Genomic DNA, 14,837 nt, shown 5'->3' with positions numbered 1-14,837 from the left:
TCAGAGGAACTGATCTACGGCGCCGCTGCTTGACGTCGTCAGGGCATGGTACGCAATGATCACGACACAACCACGGCCAACGGGCCGCGCGAGCGAACCGGAACCGGCGCGGGGAAGCTGCACAGTTTCAACTGTCCCCGCGCCGGAGCCGGCCGGCCCGCCCGAAAGCGGCCCACCGTGTTCACGCGCACGTGCTACGGCGCCCCTTCCATACCCCTGCGGCGCTGATCCAATCCTGCGTTGATCAGATCGACGCAGAAATCGCAGCTTCCGCCGGACCGCACAGCGGCTTCCTCGTCGCGGCAGAGGCGAGTCATGGCTGTCACAGCCCACTGTTGACCACGTCGATCGTGAAGCTTCACCACGGCCGCCTCGGACATCACCGAGAGCAGCGGGGACAGAACCGGGCAGTGCGGACAGCCCTCAAGATCACGGCGTCAGCGCTTCGACGGACGACACCGCCGGCTCCGGTCCGGTTCCGTTGAGTGGCCGGTCGCCCCAGCCCGTGGCGCCGAGGAGGGCGTTGTTGCGGCGCCGGATGGCGGCGGGGACGGTGGTGTTGTAGACGGTGATGAAGTCGATTTCGTCGTCGGCGGCGCTGGCTTCGTCGAAGGTGTGCAGGACGGTGAACCAGACGTTGAGCAGGCCGCTGAAGTGAACGGTGAGCCAGGTCAGCTCGACGAGCATGCCGGTGGCGTAGGCGTTGTGGGGTAGGCGGGGGTGTCGGTGCAGGGCGGTGCGCCGGGGCGGTCGAAGGTGGGGTTGCCGTGGTCGTCGACCAGGTGCAGCGGCATGGCCTCGGCCTGCTCGGCGCGGGTGTCGGGGTCGGGGTGGGGCAGCAGCTCGGACAGGGTGTTGTAGCCGATGACGGTGTGGTGGGTCATGGAGTAGCGGCTGCGGTTGAGCAGGCTGACGACGTTGATGACCAGTTCCTTGGTGACCCGGTCGAGGAAGCCCGAGGTCGGGTAGCGGACGGTGCCGCCCTGTGCGGTGTCCCGCCCGGCTCCGCCGTGTCCACGCACGGTTCGGAACCACCGAAGGATGAGGCGGAGCAGCGGTGCTGTCGTCCAGGGGTGGTTTGGTCTCGCGCGCGTGACAGCCGACCCCGGCACCAGCTGGGAATCGATGAGGATCGGGTGATCGGTGAGCACACGCTGGGCAGCGAGATCGAGGACCACGACGACAGCTTCGCGATGCGGTTCCTCTACGCGTTCTGGCGCCTGTGCGAGCAGTGGATCGCCGTGACCGAGCCAGCCGAGGTTCGCCACTCCGCACGAGGCTGCCGAGTTCCTGGAGACGGACCTCCCGGAGGCCTTCCGGCCAGGAGCCGCGTTCGCCGATGTGCCGAACGGCTGCTTCGCGACCGGCAACGGCTCGTCCATCACTTGACGCGAGGTGCGCGCCCCAGCGTGCTGTGGCGGGCGATCAACCGGTGCGGGGCGCGCACCTCTATGCCGGGCAGTGGATCCGTGCTGCCGATGCGCAGGAGCAGCCGTTCCACCGCTGTTGTGGCGATGGCGTCCTTGTCCGGCGAGATGGTGCTGATCGCCGGGTTGGCGTAACGGCCTTCCTCGATGTCGTCGTAGCCGATCACCGCGATGTCCTCGGGCACGCGCAGCCCGCGTTCCAGCACCTCGTGCAACGCGCCGAGCGCCACGGTGTCGTTGTAGCCGAAAACGGCGTCCGGTGGGTCGTCCCGATCGAGCAACGCCCGCATGGCGGCCGCACCGGCGGCGCGGTTGAACCGGCGCGTCTGGACGATCAGCGACTCGTCGACCGGGAGACCGGCGTCCGCGTGGGCCTGCCGGTACCCGAGGGTGCGCAACTGCGCCGCCTCGCCGGTCGGGTACGGCTGATCGCCTATCGCGGCGATCCGGCGCCTGCCCAGGCCGATCAGATGCGCTGTGGCCGCACGGGATGCCTCGACGTCGTCGATGCCGACGTGGTCGAAGAAAGCGTTGGACGACCGCTCACCGAGCAGGACGAGCGGGAACGTCGGGTCGCTCTCGGCCAGGTCCTCCTGCGCGAGGCCGAGCGGGCTGTAGATCATCCCGTCGAACAGGGCCGCCCGTGCGCCGCGCCGGATCAGTTCTCGCTCGTGGGTGGGATCGCCGTCGGTCTGGTCGATCAGCACGTGGTAGCCCCGCTCACGGGCCTTCGGGATGATCGCCTGCAGCAGCTCGGAGAAGTAGGGCACGTCCAGGAAGGGAACCACCACCGCGATCTGCCCTGACCGGCCGTTCGCCAGGTTGCGGGCCAGCACGTTGGGCCGGTAGCCCAACTCCTTGATCGCCTTCTCGACCTTCTCGCGGGTGGGGTCGGTGACCGGGGCGTAGCCGTTGACCACGTTAGACACCGTGCGTGCGGACACACCAGCCAGCTCAGCAACGTCACGCAGCGTGGCATCGCGCATGTACTCACTCCGTCGAGACCGGCGCGGCGGCCCACCGCTGCAGCGCTGCAGCGCAGTGTGCCTGCCGATCCCCGCCACGACAAGTCCCGGTCTTCCGAGTGTCGTGGGACCGCACCCGCATCTGGCTCGAACTACGTCAGATTGGGTCTTGCAGCGCGGCAAAAGCCAGTACATAGTGCTTTGCAGCGCAGCAAGACCCAACCGCCACGGTGGCAGTACCGGTCGATCCGCTCCCTCCCGCCAACCGTGGTGCAGCACCTCACGACCTCAGCGGTCCTCGGTTCGTGCCTCACGGGGTCACCGCATTTCCGATCACTCACCGTGACGGCGATCGAGCATGCACTGACGCATGCCGCGACGGAAAGGCGCTACTCATGCTCGGCACCAGATGGATGGCGAAACTCCGTGCAGGGCTCGTCGCCACCGGCCTGCTCGCCGTGGCCGCGTGCGGCGGTGCCGTGGACGACGCCGACGGACCCGTGCGCGTGTCGGTCTGGGCCTGGTACCCGGAGTTCAAGGCCGTGGTCGACGCGTTCAACGCCTCCCACGACGACATCCAGGTCGACTGGACCAACGTCGGCACCGGCCCGGACCAGTACGCCAAGCTGAAGACGGCGTTCACCGCCGGCAAGGGCGCGCCGGACGTCGCGATGGTCGAGTTCCAGCAGATCCCGACGTTCGTCATCCTCGACGCACTGGTGGACATGGGGCAGCACGGCGCCAACGACGACAAGAGCCTCTACGCCGAATGGGCGTGGAGCCAGGCCACCGACGGCGACAAGGTCTACGCCATCCCGGTGGACGGCGGACCGATGGCGCTGATGTACCGCAAAGACCTCTTCGACCAGCACGGCATCCCGGTGCCGACGACCTGGCAGGAGTACGCCGACGCGGCCGCGAAGATCAAGGCCGTCGATCCGAACGCCTACATCGCGAGCTTCGGCAGCGACGGCGGCTGGCTCAACGGGCTGATGTGGCAGGCGGGTTGCCGGCCGTACGGCTACTCGCAGGCCAAGGCCAAGGACCAGGTGAAGATCAACCTGACCGCACCCGAGTGCGAGAAGGTCGTCAACCTGCACGGCGACCTGGTGAGCAAGGGGCAGATGGCCCAGGACAAGTTCTTCACCGCCGACGCCACCGCGGCGCTCGACTCCGGCAAGTACTGGACCTGGGCCGCGGCCGGCTGGACACCCGGATACGTGGCCGGCTCGCTCAAGAACACCGCGGGCAAGTGGGCGGTCGCGCCGATGCCGCAGTGGACCGCGGGCGCCGACGAGCAGGGCGACTGGGGCGGTTCGACGTTCATCGTGACCAAGCAGGCCAAGAACCCGAAGGCAGCGACCACGGTGGCCCGCGAGCTGTTCGGCCGCTCGAAGGCCGCGTGGGACATCGGGCTGAACAAGGCGTTCCTCTACCCGCTGGCGAAGGAGGTCGCGGCCGACCCGGCGTTCACCGGCAAGGCGTACGACTTCTTCAACGGGCAGAAGGTGAACGAGATCTTCGTGCCGGTGTCGCAGAAGCTCGGTGAGTTCCAGTACACGCCGTTCCAGGACTTCGTCTTCAAGGACCTGAACGACCGCACCGCCGAGGCGATGTCGGGCAGCAGGCGGTGGAGCACGGTGCTGGGGGAGACGCAGAAGAACGTCATCGCGTACGCCGAGAAGCAGGGCTTCAAGGTCAGCCGTTAGTGCACCCGAGGTCTGCCGCGACCCACGGGTCGCGGCAGACCCCCAGTCCAGGAGGTTTCCCGTGACGCGGTCATCACCGATCACGGCACCCGCGGCCGACGACCTGCCGCCGTCTCCCCGTCCGGTCGAGCACCAGCCACGGCGCAAGCCGCGCCGGGTCACCGAGCACCCGGTGGCCGGAGCGCTGTTCGTACTGCCGTTCTTCCTCGTCGTCGTGGCGTTTCTGGTCGTGCCACTCGGTTACGCGTTCTGGCTCAGCCTGTCCAGCAAGAGCCTCGCGCTCGGCACCCGGTTCACCGGCATCGGCAACTACGTGCGCGCGTTCACCGATCCGGTGCTGCTGGACGGCCTGCTGCGGGTCGTCCTCTTCGGACTGGTGCAGATCCCCGTCATGCTGGGCATCGCGCTGGCCGGAGCGTTGACGCTCGACGCCGTCACGACCAGGTTCGCCCTGGCGTTCCGGCTCATCGCGTTCATGCCCTACGCCGTGCCGGCCGTCGTCGGCGCGCTCATGTGGGGCTTCCTGTACAGCCGCACGTTCGGTCCGTTCGCGGATCTGCCGACGCTCGTCGGCGGCGACCCGATCGACTTCTTCAGCTCCTCGCTGCTGCTGGTGTCGCTCGGCAACATCGTGACCTGGGCGTGGACCGGTTACAACATGATCATCCTGTACTCGGCGTTGCAGGGCGTGCCGCGCGAGATGTACGAGGCCGCGGTCATCGACGGGGCGACGCCGGTGCAGATCGCGTTGCGGGTCAAGGTTCCCGCGATCAGGCAGGCCATCTCGCTGGCCGTGATCTTCACCGTCATCGGCACCATGCAGTTCTTCACCGAACCGCAGATCATGGCCCGGTTCGCGCCGCAGGTCTCGGCCGGCTACACGCCGAACCTCTACGCCTACAACCAGGCCTTCGCCTACTCGGACTTCAACTACTCGGCCGCACTCTCGTTCGCGCTCGGTTTCCTGGTGTTCGTGGTGGCCTACGCGTTCGTGTTCGTCAGCCGCAGGCGGGGAGCACGCTCATGACCAGCGGCACAGCCGGCGACACGACGGCGAAGACCTGGCTTCCACATGTGCTGATGGGCGCGGGCATCCTGTACTTCCTGGTGCCACTGCTCTGGGTGGTCATCGCGGCCACCAAGAGCCAGCCGGACCTGCTCGACAGCCCGGCGCTGTGGTTCGCCGACTTCAACCTGCTGGAGAACATCGAGCAGCTGTTCCACGAGGACGGCGGCGTCTACGGCGGGTGGCTGGTCAACACGGCGTTGTACTCGGGGCTCAGCGCTCTGGGCGCGACCGCGCTCGCCGCCGCCGCGGGCTACGGGCTGGCGCGGTTCACGTTCCTGGGCAAGCGGTTCTTCGAGACCGCGCTGCTCGGCATGATCATGGTGCCGGCCACCGCGCTGGTGCTGCCGACGTACCTGATCCTGTCCGAGCTCGACCTCGTCAACACCATGTGGGCGGTCGTCCTGCCGTCGCTGCTCAGCCCGTTCGGTGCGTACCTGGTCCGCGTCTACGTGGACGAGAGCGTGCCGGCGGAGCTGATCGACGCCGCCCGGATCGACCGGGCGAGCGAGCTGCGCATCTTCTGGCAGATCGTGCTGCCGATGATGCGTCCCGCCCTCGTCACCGTCTTCCTGTTCACCCTGGTCGCGACGTGGAACAACTACTTCCTGCCGCTGGTGATGCTCAGCGACGCCGACCTGTACCCGCTGACCGTCGGACTGACCACCTGGTTCAACACCGCGCAGCAGGACGCCGGGAACCGGATGCTGTTCAACCTCGTCGTCACCGGCTCTCTGCTGGCCATCGTCCCGCTCGTCATCGCCTTCGTCCTGTTGCAGCGCTTCTGGCGCAGCGGGGCGGCGGCAGGCGCTCTGAAGTAGGAGAACCGTGCTCAACGCTTCCCTGGTCCTCAATCCCCACTACGTCATCGCGCCGGTGCGGCGCCGGCTCTTCGGGTCGTTCGTCGAACACATGGGCCGCTGCGTCTACACCGGCATCTACGAGCCAGGGCATCCAACCGCCGACGAGGACGGCTTCCGGGGCGACGTGCTGGAACTGACCCGTGAGCTCGGGGTCGAGCTGGTCCGGTATCCCGGCGGCAACTTCGTCTCCGGTTACCGCTGGGAGGACGGCGTCGGCCCGGTCGCCGGGCGGCCGGTGCGCCGCGAGCTCGCGTGGCACAGCCTCGAGACGAACGAGGTCGGCATCGACGAGTTCGTCCGCTGGGCACGCAAGGCCGATGTCGAGGTGATGTACGCGGTGAACCTCGGCACCCGCGGTGTCGCCGAAGCGCTCGACGTGCACGAGTACATGAACCACGAAGGCGGTACGCACCTGTCGGAGCTGCGCAGGGCGAACGGGTCCGAGGCGCCGCACGGGGTGAAGTTGTGGTGCCTGGGCAACGAGCTGGACGGTCCGTGGCAGCTCGGCCACAAGACCGCGCACGAGTACGGACGGCTGGCCGCCGAGACGGCTCGTGCGTTGCGGCAGGCCGAGCCGGACCTGGAACTGGTGGCGTGCGGCAGCTCGAACTCGGCCATGCCCACCTTCGGCGAGTGGGAGTCCATCGTGCTGGAGCTGGCGTACGAGGAGGTGGACCACATCTCCCTGCACGCCTACTACGAGGTGCTGGACGGTGACGTGGACAGCTTCCTCGCCTCCGCGGTGGACATGGACCGGTTCATCGACAGGGTCGTCGCCACGGCGGACGCGGTCGGCGCGCGGCTGAAGAGCGACAAGCGGATCACGTTGTCGTTCGACGAGTGGAACGTCTGGTACATGCAGCGGTTCCACGACACGCCGCGCACCGAGTGGGAGGTCGCGCCGCGGGTCATCGAGGACCAGTACGACGTGAACGACGCGGTCGTCGTCGGCAACCTGCTGATGTCGTTGCTGCGGCACAGCGACCGGGTGGCCGTGGCGTGCCAGGCACAGCTGGTCAACGTGATCGCGCCGATCCGCAGCGAGCCGGGCGGGCCGGCGTGGCGGCAGACGATCTTCCACCCGTTCGCGTTGACCTCGCGGCTGGCGCGCGGGCAGGTGCTGCGGGTGGAGACGTCCTCGCCGGTGTACTCGACCAAGCGCTTCGGTGACGTCCCCGTCGTGGACGCGGTCGCGACGCACGACCCAGGAACGGGCGACACGGTGGTGTTCGCGGTCAACCGGCACCAGACCGAACCGGTGGAGCTCCGTGCGGACCTGTCGGCGTTCGGGGAGGTGGCGGTGGCCGAGGCGTGGTCCGTGCACGACGAGGACGGTGCGGCGACCAACACCGAGGCCGATCCTGACCGTGTCGTCCCACGACCGCGGCAAGCCGACGTCGCCGACGGCGCCCTGCACGTGGTCCTGCCGCCCAGGTCCTGGACCGCCGTCCGCCTCACCGGCGGTCAGTAGCCGACGCGGAAGGTGGCGTCCTGGCGGTCGGCCGCCGCCGACCCGGTCGAGATCGGGTCGATGCGCAGGACGTACCCGGAGTGCCGGATGTGGCGGTCGGGGAAGTTGTGGGAGCGGAACGAGGTCCACGCCGGGTCGGCGAGTCCCGCGACCCGGTGGAAGGTGGCGTCGGCGGCGAAGGTCGCGCTGCCGTCGTTCGCCGCCAGGACGAGCGCGTAGTCGGCGTGGCGCAGGTAGCGGTCCGGGTAGTTGACCGAGCGGAACGAGATGCCGGCCGAGGCCGCCAGGCCCGGGACGAGCTGCCACATCGCGTCCTGGTACGGGTCGAACGGATAGGGGTCGATGCGGGCGGCGTTACCGGAGTGCCGGATGAGGTGATCGGAGAAGTTGTAGGACTTGATCCGGTTCCAGGCGGGCGCACCCCAGCGGTTGACCAGGCCGTTGTACTCGGTCGCGGTGATGCCGCAGATGGTGGGGTGCTTGGCGTTGAGCGGCTGGGTGTACTGGGCCTTGGTCAGCGGCGACCACGAGTCGGTGGCGATGTCGGCAGAGCGCCAAGCGTACAGCTCGCCGTTGACGGGGGAGAACGAGTCGCCCCACAGCCACCATTCGTTGCGGTCGTGGGCCTTCGCCACGATCGGGGCCTCGATTCCGCCGCTCACCACGCCGGCGGTGTAGGTGCCCCGGTCGAAGCTGCGCGGGGTGAGCGTGGCGGACCGGGCGCCGTAGAGGCGGCCGTCGCTGAAGCTCTTGTAGTACAGGTAGTTGACCCCGTTGCCGACGTGCACGGTGGCGTCGAGGACGTTGAAGCCGGGGTCGAAGAACAGCTGCGGGGTGCCGACGTTGACGAAGTCCGTGGTGTAGTTGACGTAGAAGGCGTCACGGCCGCCGCTGTTGGCGGAATAGAGGATGCCGTACTGGTTGCGCGAGGCGTCCCAGAACGCCTCCGGTGCCCACGTGTGGGTCGGCATGGAGTGCATCTTCAGCCTCCGGTACCCGGTGAACGACCGCAGGTCGGCCGAGTCCCAGGCGTGGATGTACTGGTTCTGGCGGGTGAAGTCGGTGCCGGTCAGGTCGGTGGCCAGCACGACGAACCCGCCGTTCTGCTTGCGCATGATGAACGGGTCCCGCAGGCCCCTGGTGCCCGCGGTGGGAGTGGCCACCGGGTTGCCCTGGTTGAGCGGCATCCAGTTCAGGCCGTCGGTGCTCACCGCCAGGTGCAGGGCGTACCGGTCGGCGACCTTGCCGGGCGACTCGGTGAAGTAGCCCATCACGTAGGCGGTGTCACCCGGTGCGGCGAGCGCGGGGAGCCGGTTCGCGCCTGCCAGGGCGACTGAGGCCACTCCACCGGCGAGAAAAGTGCGTCGTTGCAGCACGGACGTCTCCTGTCGGGAGCGGTGGGGGATGGCCGGCGGCGAGGGCCGCCGGCCATCGGAGGGGTGGTCGGTCAGGCCGCGGGTTCGCCGGATGGAGCGGCGAGCTGCGTGCCGAGGCGGACCGGGGTGCCGAAGTTCGGCGTGCCGTCGGAGTTCCAGGTGAATTTCTGGGCACGCGTCGACCGGTTCATGTCACAGCCACCGGAGGCGCTGTCGTTGGCGTGGTAGACGATCCAGTCCTCGGTGCCGTCGGGCGACTTGAAGAACCCGTTGTGGCCGGGGGCGAACACGCCGTTGCCGTCGTTGCGCTGGAACACCGGGTTCGGTGACTTCGTCCAGTGCGACCGGTTGAGCGGGTCGGAGCCGGTGAGCGTGAGCAGTCCCAGCTTGTAGTCGGGACCCCAGCACGCGCTGGCCGAGTACACGATCATCGTCTTCCCGTCGCGGTACAGCGGCTCCGCGCCCTCGTTGACCGCACCCGTCTGCCGCTCCCAGGACAGCGTCGGCTGGCTGATCGTGCGCCGCGCGCCGCTGAGCGTGTAGGGGTTCGACATCGGGGTGATGGTCAGCGACTGGGTGCCGTCCATCGCGCTGCCCATCAGGTACAGCTTGCCGCCGTGCTGCAGGATGCTCGGGTCCAGCTCCCAGGTGTTGCCCAGGTCGGCCTTGAAGCTGTAGGGCCCCATGGGATCGGTGCCGGAGGACTCCAGCACGTGCAGCCGTTGGGTGGGGTTGTAGTCCGGCACGTTCTGCCCGGCGACGTAGTAGAAGTACCAGCGGCCGTTCAGCAGGTGGAACTCCGGTGCCCACATGTTGCAGCACCCGTTCGGGCGGCCTGCCAGGTTGAAGATCACTTGGTCGGCGGCGCTCGACAGCCCGGCGAGGGTGCGCGACCGCCGCATGGTGATCGTGGAGTTCCACGTCGTCGTCGCCAGGTAGTAGTACCCGTTGTGGTACTGCAGCCACGGGTCAGGGCCGTTGCGCTTGATCGGGTTGGTGAACGTTCCCGCCGCCGGAGCGCCCAGCTTCACCAGCTGCCACTGCTGGTTCGCGCCCCCGGTGTCCGGCCACTGCACGACCCTGGCACCGTCGGCGGTGGACCACTCGTAGGTCTCCACGGCCTTGCCGCTGTTGCGGTTGAGGAGCCGCACGTACCCACCGGACGAGTCCGCGAGCCGGAACTGCTGACTGGTCGCGTTGCTGTCGGTCCACTGCACCAGGTCAGCGGCGTCAGCGGTCGAGCCGCCCGAGAACTGAAGGACCTTGTTGCTGTGCCTGGACTTGAGCCGGTAGTAGCCGCCGCCGGAGTCGACGAACTGCCACTGCTGCCACGCCCCGTCGTTGCGCGTGTACTGCGCGATCCGGGCGCCGTCGTTCGTAGCGAGGTCATAGACGTCCATGGCCTTGCCGCTGTTGCGATTGACCAGCACGTACGACGCGTTGGTGTCCACTGTGGCCGCCGACACCGCCGGTGGCAGGGCGGAGGTGATCCCGCCGAGCAACGCGGTGGTGGCGAGCAGGACGAGGGTGGTTCGCCGTCGTTCACGGCGGCTGATGGTCGAGATCATGCTTTTCCCCCTGCGGGCCGCTGCACGGGTGTCGGTTGCGTTCGATCAGCGGACGTAGGGCCAGCCGGCGGAGTCGATCGCCAGCAGGTTGATGCCGAGCAGGGATGCGCCGTTGTCCGCGTAGTAGTGGTAGACCAGCACGTCGCTGTCGCTGTCGGCCAGCACGTCCTGGTGCCCCGGACCGTGGATGCTGCCCTGACCGGCGAGGACCTCGGTGCCGCCGCCGGAGGTCAGCGCCGTGCCGTTGCGGTCGACGTAGGGGCCGGTGACACTGGTGGAGCGGCCGACCATGACGCGGTAGGTGCTGGCGACGCCCTGACAGCAGCGGTCGAACGAGACGAAGAGGTAGTAGTAGCTGCCGCGCTTCACGATGTTCGGCGCCTCGATCGCGCCGCCGTTGCGACCGGCGAGCGCGCGGATCGTGGAGTCGGAACGCAGACCGGTCGACGGGTTGAGCGCGATCATCTTGATGCCGGACCAGAAGGAGCCGAAGCTCAGCCACCAGCGGCCCTGGTCGTCGACGACGAGGTCGGGGTCGATGGCGTTGAAGTTGTCGCTGGTGCGCGACTCGACGACCAGACCGCGGTTGGTCCACGTGCCGGAGTTGCCGCTGGGGCTGGTGGCCAGGAAGATCGCCGATCGGTTCGAGCCGAACGTCGAGGCCGAGTAGTACATCCAGTACTGGCCGCTGCGGTAGGAGATGTCCGGCGCCCAGAGGTTGCGGCTGTTCGCGGTGTAGGTGTTGGCCCATGGCGTGCCGTTGGGGAAGGCGGCGCCGGCGTTGCGGAACGCGGTGCGGTCGGTGGAGGTCTTGAGCGCGATTCCGTTGCCGGTGTGCGCGAGCAGGTAGCTGCCGTCCGAGCGCTTGACGGTACTCGGGTCGTGCACGCCGATGTCACCGGTGACCCGGCCTGGGGCGGGGTAGGCCGCCGACGCGGACGGTGTCACCGCAACGGTGACGGCCAAAGCCAGCAGGGGTATCAGAACGCGTTTCATCGATGAGACCACGATGTCCTCGATTTCTGGCGAGTGGTTGCGGCGGCGCGGGTTCCTGCCGATCCGGAGCGGCGCGGTCTCGGCTGGTGGAGTCGAGCGGTGTCAGCGCAAGCGGAAGAACGTCCGGTGCCGGTGTGGTGATCTGCGCAGGACCAGGACGTCGGCAGCCCGGAAAGTCGTCCGCGGGAGTGAGCCCATGCCTCGCCTCCTCGCGAGCGGGAACCTGAGTGCACCACCGGTCGTGTTCCGGGCTATAACTCCGGATGCGCTTTTAGCACGATATCGAGGACCGGCACGGTCGACAAGACCTTCTGTTATCGCTAACAGTAGTTGTGATGTCGAATTTTTCGACCATGCAAGTTTCGAAACACTGTTGAGCTGCGAAAACTGATGATCAACTGAAACGGGGACGAACTGGCTCGGCGACGTGATGTTAGCGATCACATCGGCGGGTGCTGTGGGATCTGGCGGCGCCGCGGCTCTCCCGGGCAGGTGCGCACCTGCTCATGCTCGGCAGCTGCTCCGCGGACATCGAAGACCTTGATCGGTTGAGGCCGGTCGCGGTGACGATGTCCCAGACGCCTGCCGACACCGCATCTCGCCACCAGAACAACGCCATCGCCTCGTCGAACTCGGCGTCCAGGTTGAGTGCTTCGCGTCGAGCGTTGGTGCCACCTCAAGCCGGCGCTGTCCACGTTGTCGCGAGTGCTGACCTTTTCTCGTCGTTCCGGCCAACCGGATTCGTTGCCCAGAGCTGGATGCGTCTGCCGCCGAACCGGGCGAAGGACAGATTTGGCCGTACACCTATGACGCGCTAGGTCGCAAGACGAGCACGGGTGATGACTCTGAGGCCGACCCCCGCAGTCGGAGTGGTTCTACGACACGCTCGCTGATAGCACGATCCTCAAGGGCGTGCCGGCCAGGTCATGCGTCACGGTGATCTCGGCCGGTGCGCCATGCGGCACGTGGGAATCAGGTCGACCACCAACCGCGCGCCACCGCGGTCGACACGGACGCGTCATGGGGAAAGATGGGAGCAAATTGGGAGAAGTCAAGGCGTGGCAACAGGATCAAGCTGCACTCAAGTGCGTCCAACTGTGCCGCCATGACCTGCCGATTCAACGTATCCGCAGGTCACGACATAATCCGATCCACCCTGCGGATCAAGGGGCCGCAGGTTCAAATCCTGTCGTCCCGACGGTCTGAACCAGCCCGCTGATTCTGGATGAAAGCCCAGGTCAGTGGGCTTTTTGGGTGCGAGCAGGCCCCAGCGTCGCAGCGACCAGTGTGCTGGCGTCGATGAGTTCAAGCCCCGAGGACGAGCAGCACGCAGATCTCCGCGACCAGCACGACGACGTGGATGGCCAACGCCCAACAGGGCGGCGACGGCGCAGCACCTCGTTCCCCTGCTCCAGCAGCTTGATCGGCGCACACGCCTCACGCAGCTCAGCCGAACCAGCCCGGCTCGCACCGAGCTCGGCGCAGCCACTTGAACAACGTTGTCGGGCGCACCCCGAAATCTTCGGCGATCTGCTCGACCGTCACACCAGGCTCGCGGTCACGAGCGACCCGCACGACATGGCCGCGGAGCTCCTGGAGCGGGGTTTGGACACAGCGACATCCCGCACAACCGTTCTGTCGGTCAGAGGCCGGCGTCTCCGCGATCAACCCGGGGCTTCGGGCTGGTCAGGAACGACGCCAGCACGACCACCACCGAGATTGCTGCGGCGACCCTGAACGCTGTCTGCACTCCAGGAACGTCCGGTGTCCCGCCGGTGACCGACGACAGCGTCACCACGGTCACGAACAGCGCCGTGCCGGCCGCACCGGCGACCTGCTGGATCGTTGCCAGGATCGCGCTGCCGTGGGAGTACAGGTCGGTGGGCAGGGTGGCCAGCGAGTCGGTCATCAGGGGTGTGAACATCGCGGACAGGGCGGCCGTGACCGCGGTGTAGAGGAGCACGACCTCCCAGATCGAGGATTCGGCGTCGAGGGTCGACATCGTCCACAGCGCCGCGCTCAGCAGGACCGCACCGGACACGACCAGGTACCGGGCGCCGTAGCGGTCGTAAGCACGCCCGATGATCGGGCCGAGGACGCCCATCAGCAGGCCCCCCGGCAGGAGCATCAACCCGGCCACGAACGCACTGCGTTCCTGCACGTTCTGGATGTACAGCGGCAGCAGGATGATCATGCCGAACATCGACATGAACCCGACCATGATCAGCACCAGCGACACCGTGAAGCGCCGATCGGAGAACGGGCGCAGGTCCAGCAGCGCCCGTCCCCGGCGTTGCAGGTGCAGCTGGCGGGCAACGAACGCGACCATCGACACCGCGCCGAGGACCAGTGGCACCCATGGCGGAATCCCATTTCCCGCACCGTGCGCCCTCTCCCCGATCAGCGACAGCCCGAGCACCAGCCCGGCGAACGCCACCGCGGACAGCGGCACGGACAGCACGTCGAGGCGTACCGGGTCGGTGCGCTCGTCACGCAGGCGCAGCCAGATGGCGCCCACCGCGAGCGCTACCAGCGCGATCGGCAGCACGACCCAGAACAGCCAGCGCCAGCCCAGAGTCGAAAGGACCACGCCGGACAGCGTCGGGCCGACGGCCGGCGCCACCGCGGTCACGATCGTGAGCGTGCCCATGGTTTGACCTCGGCGCTCGGCCGGGACCAGGGTCAGGATCGTGGTCATCAGCAGCGGCGTCATCACCGCCGTCCCGCTCGCCTGCACGACCCGCGCTGCCAGCAGCACACCGAAGCCCGGTGCGAGCGCCGCCAGCAGCGTCCCGATCGAGAACAGGCTCATCGCCGTCAGGTAGACCGCCCGCGCGGGGAAGCGCCGCAGCAGGAAACCGGTGATCGGGATGACCACCGCCATCGTCAGCAGGAAACCACTGGTCAGCCATTGAGCAGTGCCCGTGGACACCTGCAGTTGGACGATCAGCACCGGCAGCGCGACGCTCATGATCGTCTCGTTCAGGATCATCACGAACACCGAGCCGGCCAGCAGCCAGATCACCAGCCTGGCATTCACCACCGGCTGCGGCGTCGCACCTGTTCCCGGGCCCGCAGGTCCGCCGCCTGGGTTCGACGTGTCAGTCGTGCCGATCTTCGACCCCATGGTCATCCCAACTCTTGTCCACCCTGCACGGCCACTTCCTCAGACCGCTGCTCACTCGGCGAGCGAGGTGCGCATGGTCCAGCGGAAGACCGAGGGCTTGTCCTCGGACACCCGCTCGAAGTGCTCGTGACCGCCGCGGCACGGCAGCTTGATCTTCCCTCGGTCGACGGTGACCTGTTCCGGGATGGTGATGTTCCCCGGACCGCCCTCCAGCACGACGTGGATGTGGTTGCCTTGGTCGAGCGCCTGAATCTGGATGTTCATCGGAA

General features: G+C 67.7%; 13 protein-coding genes. 4 read left to right on the top strand and 9 right to left on the bottom strand.

Annotation, left to right across the window (positions count from 1 at the left end; genetic code table 11):
• Nucleotides 1-429 precede the first annotated feature (429 nt).
• The 3 genes from ACZ7CF_RS04100 to ACZ7CF_RS04090 form a co-directional block, all read right to left on the bottom strand.
• On the bottom strand, nucleotides 430-687 hold the full coding sequence (locus tag ACZ7CF_RS04100; protein ID WP_470368759.1) for a hypothetical protein: 258 nt from the start codon (nucleotides 685-687) through the stop codon (nucleotides 430-432).
• Nucleotides 672-1,022, bottom strand: coding sequence for a hypothetical protein (locus ACZ7CF_RS04095; RefSeq protein ID WP_470368758.1), 351 nt, complete (start codon nucleotides 1,020-1,022; stop codon nucleotides 672-674). Before ACZ7CF_RS04095 ends, ACZ7CF_RS04100 begins: the two co-directional genes overlap by 16 nt.
• Nucleotides 1,023-1,381: 359 nt before the next feature.
• Nucleotides 1,382-2,413, bottom strand: a complete 1,032-nt coding sequence (locus ACZ7CF_RS04090; RefSeq protein ID WP_360402093.1) for a LacI family DNA-binding transcriptional regulator — start codon at nucleotides 2,411-2,413, stop codon at nucleotides 1,382-1,384.
• A 392-nt stretch (nucleotides 2,414-2,805) separates the two neighbouring features.
• On the opposite strand from ACZ7CF_RS04090, the gene ACZ7CF_RS04085 reads away from it, so the two are divergent.
• The 4 genes from ACZ7CF_RS04085 (at nucleotide 2,806) to arfA (ending at nucleotide 7,501) form a co-directional block, all read left to right on the top strand.
• On the top strand, nucleotides 2,806-4,101 hold the full coding sequence (locus tag ACZ7CF_RS04085) for an ABC transporter substrate-binding protein (RefSeq protein ID WP_470368757.1): 1,296 nt from the start codon (nucleotides 2,806-2,808) through the stop codon (nucleotides 4,099-4,101).
• Nucleotides 4,102-4,162: 61 nt separating this feature from the next.
• Complete coding sequence (locus ACZ7CF_RS04080) at nucleotides 4,163-5,128, top strand: carbohydrate ABC transporter permease (RefSeq protein ID WP_470368756.1); 966 nt, start codon at nucleotides 4,163-4,165, stop codon at nucleotides 5,126-5,128.
• On the top strand, nucleotides 5,125-5,988 hold the full coding sequence (locus ACZ7CF_RS04075; protein ID WP_360402084.1) for a carbohydrate ABC transporter permease: 864 nt from the start codon (nucleotides 5,125-5,127) through the stop codon (nucleotides 5,986-5,988). The genes ACZ7CF_RS04080 and ACZ7CF_RS04075 overlap by 4 nt, the downstream gene beginning before the upstream one ends.
• A gap of 7 nt (nucleotides 5,989-5,995) precedes the next feature.
• Nucleotides 5,996-7,501: an arabinosylfuranosidase ArfA gene (gene arfA / locus ACZ7CF_RS04070; RefSeq protein WP_360402081.1), complete on the top strand. Its 1,506-nt coding sequence runs from the start codon at nucleotides 5,996-5,998 to the stop codon at nucleotides 7,499-7,501.
• On the opposite strand, the gene ACZ7CF_RS04065 is transcribed toward arfA, so the two are convergent.
• The 6 genes from ACZ7CF_RS04065 to ACZ7CF_RS04040 all read right to left on the bottom strand — a co-directional run bounded on the left by ACZ7CF_RS04065 (nucleotide 7,495) and on the right by ACZ7CF_RS04040 (nucleotide 14,832).
• A complete protein-coding gene (locus tag ACZ7CF_RS04065; protein ID WP_470368755.1) occupies nucleotides 7,495-8,877 on the bottom strand; it encodes a glycoside hydrolase family 43 protein in 1,383 nt (460 codons plus the stop codon). The genes arfA and ACZ7CF_RS04065 overlap by 7 nt on opposite strands.
• A gap of 71 nt (nucleotides 8,878-8,948) precedes the next feature.
• Complete coding sequence (locus ACZ7CF_RS04060; protein ID WP_458433543.1) at nucleotides 8,949-10,445, bottom strand: family 43 glycosylhydrolase; 1,497 nt, start codon at nucleotides 10,443-10,445, stop codon at nucleotides 8,949-8,951.
• A 45-nt stretch (nucleotides 10,446-10,490) separates the two neighbouring features.
• A complete protein-coding gene (locus ACZ7CF_RS04055) occupies nucleotides 10,491-11,441 on the bottom strand; it encodes an arabinan endo-1,5-alpha-L-arabinosidase (RefSeq protein ID WP_470368754.1) in 951 nt (316 codons plus the stop codon).
• 1,446 nt (nucleotides 11,442-12,887) lie between these two features.
• Nucleotides 12,888-13,109: a helix-turn-helix domain-containing protein gene (locus tag ACZ7CF_RS04050; protein ID WP_360402069.1), complete on the bottom strand. Its 222-nt coding sequence runs from the start codon at nucleotides 13,107-13,109 to the stop codon at nucleotides 12,888-12,890.
• The gene (locus ACZ7CF_RS04045; RefSeq protein ID WP_470368753.1) at nucleotides 13,084-14,568 is read right to left on the bottom strand and encodes a DHA2 family efflux MFS transporter permease subunit; all 1,485 of its coding nucleotides are present in this window, start codon (nucleotides 14,566-14,568) and stop codon (nucleotides 13,084-13,086) included. Before ACZ7CF_RS04045 ends, ACZ7CF_RS04050 begins: the two co-directional genes overlap by 26 nt.
• Before the next feature lie 51 nt (nucleotides 14,569-14,619).
• Complete coding sequence (locus tag ACZ7CF_RS04040) at nucleotides 14,620-14,832, bottom strand: DUF5988 family protein (protein WP_360402063.1); 213 nt, start codon at nucleotides 14,830-14,832, stop codon at nucleotides 14,620-14,622.
• Nucleotides 14,833-14,837 lie beyond the last annotated feature (5 nt).

This window comes from Lentzea sp. NPDC036955, from assembly GCF_055608005.1.
This window is presented reverse-complemented; position numbering and strand designations above follow the sequence as displayed.

Excerpts from the sequence above, each read along its gene's own strand:
- ACZ7CF_RS04075 (WP_360402084.1), top strand. The coding sequence starts at position 5,125 with ATGACCAGCGGCACAGCCGGCGACACGACGGCGAAGACCTGGCTTCCA.
- ACZ7CF_RS04090 (WP_360402093.1), bottom strand. The coding sequence starts at position 2,413 with ATGCGCGATGCCACGCTGCGTGACGTTGCTGAGCTGGCTGGTGTGTCC.
- ACZ7CF_RS04060 (WP_458433543.1), bottom strand. The coding sequence starts at position 10,445 with ATGATCTCGACCATCAGCCGCCGTGAACGACGGCGAACCACCCTCGTC.
- ACZ7CF_RS04100 (WP_470368759.1), bottom strand. The coding sequence starts at position 687 with ATGCTCGTCGAGCTGACCTGGCTCACCGTTCACTTCAGCGGCCTGCTC.
- ACZ7CF_RS04085 (WP_470368757.1), top strand. The coding sequence starts at position 2,806 with ATGGCGAAACTCCGTGCAGGGCTCGTCGCCACCGGCCTGCTCGCCGTG.
- ACZ7CF_RS04040 (WP_360402063.1), bottom strand. The coding sequence starts at position 14,832 with ATGAACATCCAGATTCAGGCGCTCGACCAAGGCAACCACATCCACGTC.
- ACZ7CF_RS04045 (WP_470368753.1), bottom strand. The coding sequence starts at position 14,568 with ATGGGGTCGAAGATCGGCACGACTGACACGTCGAACCCAGGCGGCGGA.
- ACZ7CF_RS04055 (WP_470368754.1), bottom strand. The coding sequence starts at position 11,441 with ATGAAACGCGTTCTGATACCCCTGCTGGCTTTGGCCGTCACCGTTGCG.